The sequence below is a fragment of the Streptomyces armeniacus genome (assembly GCF_003355155.1).
GTDB lineage: Bacteria > Actinomycetota > Actinomycetes > Streptomycetales > Streptomycetaceae > Streptomyces > Streptomyces armeniacus.
This window is the reverse complement of record NZ_CP031320.1, coordinates 7,845,695-7,852,527: the sequence shown is the minus strand read 5'-3', so window position 1 is coordinate 7,852,527 and position 6,833 is coordinate 7,845,695. Positions and strand designations below refer to the sequence as shown.

At 71.6% G+C, this 6,833-nt stretch carries 6 protein-coding genes; 3 read left to right on the top strand and 3 right to left on the bottom strand.

The annotated features are described in order from the left end of the window. The coding region (locus DVA86_RS33930) for a PucR family transcriptional regulator ligand-binding domain-containing protein (protein WP_208884035.1) at window positions 1–347 on the bottom strand (347 nt) is incomplete at its 3' end. 124 nt (window positions 348–471) lie between these two features. Between DVA86_RS33930 and DVA86_RS33925 the strand changes: the two genes are divergently transcribed. Then, window positions 472–1,965 (top strand): CoA-acylating methylmalonate-semialdehyde dehydrogenase, encoded by a 1,494-nt coding sequence (locus tag DVA86_RS33925; RefSeq protein ID WP_208884034.1) that lies wholly within the window; start codon window positions 472–474, stop codon window positions 1,963–1,965. A gap of 51 nt (window positions 1,966–2,016) precedes the next feature. Then, on the top strand, window positions 2,017–3,369 hold the full coding sequence (locus tag DVA86_RS33920) for an aspartate aminotransferase family protein (RefSeq protein ID WP_208884032.1): 1,353 nt from the start codon (window positions 2,017–2,019) through the stop codon (window positions 3,367–3,369). Between the two features lie 21 nt (window positions 3,370–3,390). Here the strand turns inward: DVA86_RS33920 and DVA86_RS33915 are convergent, their stop codons facing one another. After that, window positions 3,391–3,906 carry a hypothetical protein gene (locus DVA86_RS33915; protein WP_208884030.1) on the bottom strand — a complete coding sequence of 172 codons (516 nt, stop codon included), beginning with the start codon at window positions 3,904–3,906 and terminating at the stop codon, window positions 3,391–3,393. 172 nt (window positions 3,907–4,078) lie between these two features. On the opposite strand from DVA86_RS33915, the gene DVA86_RS33910 reads away from it, so the two are divergent. Next, entirely contained in the window at window positions 4,079–5,197 is a 1,119-nt protein-coding gene (locus tag DVA86_RS33910) for a CapA family protein (protein WP_208884029.1), read from the top strand. 396 nt (window positions 5,198–5,593) lie between these two features. Here the strand turns inward: DVA86_RS33910 and DVA86_RS33905 are convergent, their stop codons facing one another. Further along, a complete protein-coding gene (locus DVA86_RS33905; protein ID WP_208884028.1) occupies window positions 5,594–6,631 on the bottom strand; it encodes a BMP family lipoprotein in 1,038 nt (345 codons plus the stop codon). Window positions 6,632–6,833 lie beyond the last annotated feature (202 nt).

Here is a 6,833-nt window from a genome sequence, read left to right as displayed (position 1 = left end):
AAAAAAAAAAAAAACCCGCAAAAGCAGAACGCGAGCCCGTACGAGCCGACCCAGGTCGCCACATCCGCCAACGCGCCCGGCGGCGGCTGCAGCCCGTAGCTCGTAGGCCCGTTCACTCGCCCACGTCTCTTATACACATCTCCCAACGGGCGGACCGCGCCGCCGCGCAGCGCGTCCGCGGTGGTGAGGACGAGTTCGCCACCGCGCAGCAGCCCGGTGAGGTCCGTCAGCTGGCTGACGTGGGCCCAGCGGACGGTGCGTCCGAGCAGGTCGGCTCCGGCCACGACCTCGGGGCGGCCGTGGCGCACCGGGTCGAGGGCGAGGACGTCCTGGATCGAGGGCGGCATTTACACACTGTAAAACACTGGCCCGAAGACCTGTCACTCTGTAGCGCCGTCCCGTGGCCGCCCGCTCCCATCATGGAGCGGTGCCGCGGAGGGCCCGCGGCCGGTGAGGTCCGGAGAGGTCCCGATGAGCAGCACGATTCCGCACTGGGTGAACGACGAGGCGCTCCTCCCGGCGTCCACCAGGACCGGCGACGTCTTCGACCCGGCCACCGGCGAGGTCACCGCGCAGGTGGCCCTGGCCGGCGACCGCGAGGTGGCGGCGGCCGTCGAGGCGGCCCGTACGGCGTTCCCCGGCTGGCGTGACACCTCGCTGACGCGGCGTACGCAGGTGCTGTTCGCGTTCCGGGAGCTGCTCAACGCCCGCAAGCACGAGCTGGCGGAGATCATCACCGCCGAGCACGGCAAGGTGCTCGACGACGCCCTGGGCGAGGTGACCCGGGGCCAGGAGGTCGTGGAGTTCGCCTGCGGCATCGCGCACCTGCTGAAGGGCGGCATGACGGAGAACGCCTCGACGGGTGTGGATGTCGCCTCGATCCGGCAGCCGCTGGGCCCGGTGGCGGTCATCAGCCCGTTCAACTTCCCGGCCATGGTGCCCATGTGGTTCTTCCCGATCGCCGTCGCGGCCGGGAACACGGTCGTGCTGAAGCCGTCCGAGAAGGACCCGTCGGCGGCGAACTGGCTGGCGGCCCTGTGGGCCGAGGCCGGGCTGCCGCCGGGCGTGTTCAACGTGGTGCACGGCGACAAGGCCGCCGTGGACGCGCTGCTGGAGCACCCCGGGATCAAGGCCGTGTCGTTCGTCGGGTCCACGCCCATCGCCCGCTACGTGTACGAGCGCGGGACCGCGCACGGCAAGCGCGTACAGGCGCTGGGCGGGGCGAAGAACCACATGGTGGTGCTGCCCGACGCGGACCTCGACCTGACCGCCGACGCCGCCGTCAACGCCGGCTTCGGCTCGGCCGGCGAGCGCTGCATGGCCGTCAGCGCGCTCGTCGCCGTCGGCGGCATCGCGGACGCGCTGGTGGAGCGGATCGCCAAGCGCGCCGCCGGGCTCCGTACAGGCGACGGCCGGCGCGGCTGCGACATGGGCCCGCTGGTCACCGGCGCGCACCGGGACAAGGTGGCGGGCTACGTGGCGGCGGGCGCCGCCGAGGGCGCGGAGATCGTGGTGGACGGGAGGGAAGCCGCCGTGGACGGAGGGGACGGCGGCTTCTGGCTCGGCCCGACGCTCCTCGACCACGTGACGCCGGAGATGTCCGTGTACACGGACGAGATCTTCGGGCCCGTGCTGTCCGTGCTGCGCGTCGGCACGTACGAGGAGGCGGTGGAGCTCGTCAACGCCAACCCGTACGGCAACGGCACCGCCGTCTTCACCAACGACGGCGGCGCCGCCCGGCGTTACCGCAACGAGGTGGAGGTCGGCATGGTCGGCGTGAACGTGCCGGTGCCGGTGCCCATGGCGTACTACTCCTTCGGCGGCTGGAAGAACTCCCTGTTCGGGGACACGCACGCGCACGGAATGGAGGGCGTCCACTTCTTCACTCGCGGCAAGGTCGTCACCTCACGCTGGCTCGACCCCAGCCACGGCGGGCTCAACCTCGGCTTCCCCCGCAACGACTGAGCGGCCACCGGCCAGACACCGAGCAGACACACCCGAGGAGGGACCGGCACCATGAACGAGCTGTCACCCGAGGCGCGGCGGGCGTACGAGCTGGACCGCGCGCACGTCTTCCACTCCTGGTCCGCCCAGGCCGAGCTGGACCCGATGGTCGTCACCGCCGCCGAGGGCTCGTACGTCTGGGACGGCGCGGGCCGGCGGCTGCTGGACTTCTCCAGCCAGCTCGTCAACACCAACATCGGGCACCAGCACCCCCGTGTCGTCGAGGCGATCCAGGCGCAGGCGGGGCGGCTGTGCACGGTCGCGCCGCAGCACGTCAACGACCAGCGGTCGGAGGCGGCCCGGCTGATCGCGGGGCTGACGCCGGGCGATCTGGACAAGGTGTTCTTCACCAACGGCGGGGCCGAGGCGGTCGAGTACGCCGTACGCATGGCCCGGCTGCACACCGGCCGGTACAAGGTGCTGTCCGCGTACCGCTCGTACCACGGCGGCACCGGCACCGCCGTCAACATCACCGGTGACCCGCGCCGCTGGCCCAACGACTACGGCAGCGCGGGCACGGTGCACTTCTTCGGGCCGTTCCTCTACCGCTCCGCTTTCCACTCCGCCACCCCGGGGGAGGAGACGGCGCGCGCGCTCGAACACCTCGACCAGCTCGTCGCGTTCGAGGGTCCGGACACCATCGCGGCCATCGTCCTCGAGTCCATCCCGGGCACGGCCGGCATCATGCCACCGCCGCCCGGCTACCTCGCGGGCGTACGGGAGATCGCGGACCGGCACGGCATCGCGTACATCGCGGACGAGGTGATGTCCGGATTCGGGCGCGCCGGGCGGTGGTTCGCCCTGGAGCACGACGGCGTGGTGCCCGACATGATCGCCTTCGCCAAGGGCGTCAACTCCGGTTACGTTCCGCTCGGGGGCGTCGCAATCAGCGAGCGGATCGCGGCGACGTTCGCGCACCGCCCCTTCCCCGGCGGACTGACGTACTCCGGGCACCCGCTGGCCACGGCGGCGGCCGTCGCCACCATCGAGGCGATGCGCGACGAGAAGGCCGTGGAGAACGCCGCGCACATCGGCGACACCGTCCTCGGCCCCGGCCTGCGCGAACTGGCGGAACGCCACCCCAGCGTCGGGGACGTCCGCGGTACGGGCGTGTTCTGGGCCGTGGAACTGGTGGCGGACCGGGCGAGCAAGGAGCCCCTGGCGCCGTACGGCGGGACCAGCCCCGCGATGGGCGAACTCGTCGCCACCTGCAAGAAGCTGGGCCTGCTGCCGTTCACCAACTACCACCGGCTGCACGCCGTACCGCCCTGCACGATCACCGCCGACGAGGCCCGCGAAGGGCTGGCCGTGCTGGACGAGGCGCTCACCGTGGCCGACCGGCACACGACGGGCTGGGGGCTGTGAGCACCGTTCCCCCGCTCCGGCTCACCCCGACTTGCCCGGGGTGAGGGCGAGCAGCGCCGTACCGCCCTTGACCGACTCCAGCTTCACCTCCACCGGAGGCTGCGAACGGAAGCCGAAGGAGCCGCTTCCGCCCGGCCCGAGGATCTGCTCGGCGCCGCCGCCCTGCGGGTAGTCGACCTGGTAGCGCAGGCTGTCCCGGCCGACCTCCACGACGTTCAGCGCGGGGTAGTGGAACTTCTCCGCGTCGAGCCGGATGGTCGTCGGACCGGACACCTTCAGCCTGCAGTCCGCGTCGAAGCAGTCCTTCGGGTCGGAGGTCACGGGCGCGGCGGCACGCGTCGGGGACGGGCTCGCGGAGGGGCTCTTGGAAGGGCTCGCGGACGGGCTCTTGGCGGGCGACGGCTTGTCCGGGGCGCTCGACCGCGCCTTGGGCTTGCCGTCCCCGTCCCCGTCGTCGGCGCCGGACGCGCCGTCCGACGAGCCGCAGGCGGCCAGGAGCAGCAGGAGTGGCGCGGCGGAGGCCACGAGACGGCGCATGGTGTCCCCTCGGAGGGTCGGACGCGGGCAGGCACACCGTACGGGCGCCCGCCCGGGACCCCTCCCGCCTCCGTACGGTGCCGTTTCCGCCTCCGTACGGTGCGCGCTCACGTCGCCGTACGGTGCACGCTCCACGTCGCCGTACGGTGTCGCCCGCGGCTACCGTGGAAGCATGCGCGGCGGCGTGCTGACGCTGTTCCTGTGCGGCGATGTGATGCTCGGGCGCGGTGTCGACCAGATCCTCCCGCACCCCGGCGATCCGGAGCTGCGGGAGGGATACGCCGGGGACGCCCGCTTCTACGTCCGGGCCGCGGAGGCGGTGAACGGCCCGGTCCCCGCCCCCGTCCCGTACTCCTGGCCGTGGGGCGACGCGCTCGGCGTGCTGGACGAGGCCGCCCCGGACGCCCGGATCGTGAACCTGGAGACGGCGGTGACGGGCGGCGGCACGTTCGCCCCCGGCAAGGCCGTCCACTACCGGATGCACCCGGCCAACGCCCCCGCGCTGGCGGCCGTCCGCCCCGACGTGTGCGTCCTGGCCAACAACCACGTGCTGGACTTCGGCCGTCACGGCCTCCGGGACACGCTCGCCACCCTGGCCCGCGCGGGCCTGCGTACCGCGGGCGCGGGCCGCACCGAGGACGAGGCGCACGCGCCCGCGGTGGTCACGTACGGCGGTGGGCGGGTGCTGGCGTTCGCCCTCGGGATGTCCTCCAGCGGCATCCCCCCGGGCTGGGCGGCGACCCCGGGCCGGTCCGGTGTCGCGTACGCCGCCGACGCGACGGACGCCGCCGCCGAGGCCGCCGTCCGGCGCATACGGAGCGCGAAACGCGCCGGCGACCTCGTGGTCGTCTCGGTGCACTGGGGCTCCAACTGGGGCTACCTCGTCCCCCGCGAACAGGTCCGCTTCGCGCACGCCCTGGTCGACGGCGGCGCCGACGTCGTGCACGGGCACTCCTCGCACCACCCGCGTCCGCTGGAGGTGTACCGGGGCCGGCTGATCCTGTACGGCTGCGGCGACTTCGTCGACGACTACGAAGGCATCCCCGGGCACGAGGAGTACCGCGACGACCTCCGCCTCGCCTGGCTCGTCTCCGCCGAGGCGGGCTCGGGGCGGCTGGCCGGTGTCCGCATGGTGCCCCTGCGGGCGCGGCGGATGCGGCTCGAACCGGCGCCGTACGAGGACCGCGTGTGGCTGCGGGACACCCTCGACACCGTCAGCGGCGGTGTCCGCGTCACGCTGGACCCCGGCGGCACGCTCGCGCTGGAACACCCGGCGCACGCGGGCGTGTGACCGACTCCTGTCGCGGTCTTGACAGCGGCCTCTCCGCGGCGGTCGCCTAGGGCCTGTCGTCAAAGTAGCGCCGTCCGCCGAAGGCGGTGCCCACGGCGTCCGGCGCGTGCAGCTGCAAGGCGGAGTGCCGTCCTCGTAGTGGGCTACTCGGACGGTGCGACAACGCAGCAGATGTGCGTGCAGGGCGTCGGGTGGGTGGGCGAAGGCGACGCTACCGCGCCGACCAGGGCGCTACGCGCGTAGCTTCCCGGCTTCCCGGAAGCTTCGGGGTGCTTCCGGGGGCTTGGGGGCGGCTTCCGGGTGCTTACGGGCCGCTTCGGGGTGCGAAGCAGGCCCGGTGCGGAGGGGTGACCTCACCGCACCGGGCCCCGGTGACACCGGCCGGACGGGTCGCCGCTACTTCTTCGGGGTCTCGCTGACCTTGACCTCGCCGCTGGCGATCTTCTTCTTGGCGGCGTCGATCTTCGGCTTGATGTCGTCGATGAACCCGCCGGAGGTCGCCAGGGAGACGCCGTTCTCCTTGAGCGTGTAGGCGTTGGTGCCGCTGAGCGGCTTGCCGTCCTCGACGCTCTTGATCAGGTCGTAGACCGCCACGTCGACGTTCTTGACGACGGACGTGAGGATCGAGTCCTTGTACTTCGTCAGACCCGGCTGCTGGTACTGGTCGGAGTCGACGCCGATCGCCCAGGCGCCCTTCTTCTTGCTGATGGCCTCGATCGAACCCGCACCGGACTGGCCGGCGGCGGAGTAGATGACGTCGATGCCCCGGTCGAGCATCCCCTTCGCCTTCTCCTTGGCCGCGGCGGGGTCGTTGAAGCCCTTGTCGTTGGTCGGGTACAGGTACTCGGACGTGAGCTTGAGCTTCGGGTCCGTGTCCTTGACGCCCTGCGCGAAGCCCGCCTCGAACTTCTGGATCAGCGCGTTGTTCACACCGCCGATGAAGCCGACCTTCTTGCTCTTGGTCTTGAGCGCCGCCGCGACACCTGCGAGGTACGAGCCCTCGTGCTCCGAGAAGACGATGCTGTCGACGTTCTTGCCCTTGGAGACGGAGTCGACCACCGCGAAGGTCGTGTCGGGGAACTCCTTGGCGACCTTCTCGATCGACTTGCCGTAGCTGAAGCCGACACCGATGACGGGGTTGTAGCCGTCCTGGGCGAGCGAGGTGAGCCGCTGCTCGCGGTCCTCCTCCGTCTCGTTGTTGCCCGCCGTCAGCATCTCGACCTTGACGCCGAGGTCTTTCTTGGCCTTGTCCGCGCCGCGTGCCGCCGACTCGTTGAAGGAGTGGTCATCGCGCCCGCCGACGTCGAAGGCCAGGCCGACACCCTTGTCCTTCTTGTCGTTCGACTCGGTGGAGCTCTCACCGCAGGCCGTGGCCGTCAGTGCGAGGGCCGCGGTGGCGCTGACCACGGCTGCAAGCTTGGATACCCGACGCACGAGGACGTCCCCTTCGACTCTCGGAAGCGCCACTTCCGGCGCTGGTTTCCGCCACAGATTAACGCGCGTAGATTGCAGGTAAAGGTGTGCACGGGGGCCGTTACCGGATCGGTGTTAAGCGCACGTGGCGCACACACGTACGGCAGGGGGCGGCGGGTGCGCCAAATCAAGCCCGTCCGGCGCTTGAGGACGGCCCTCGGCC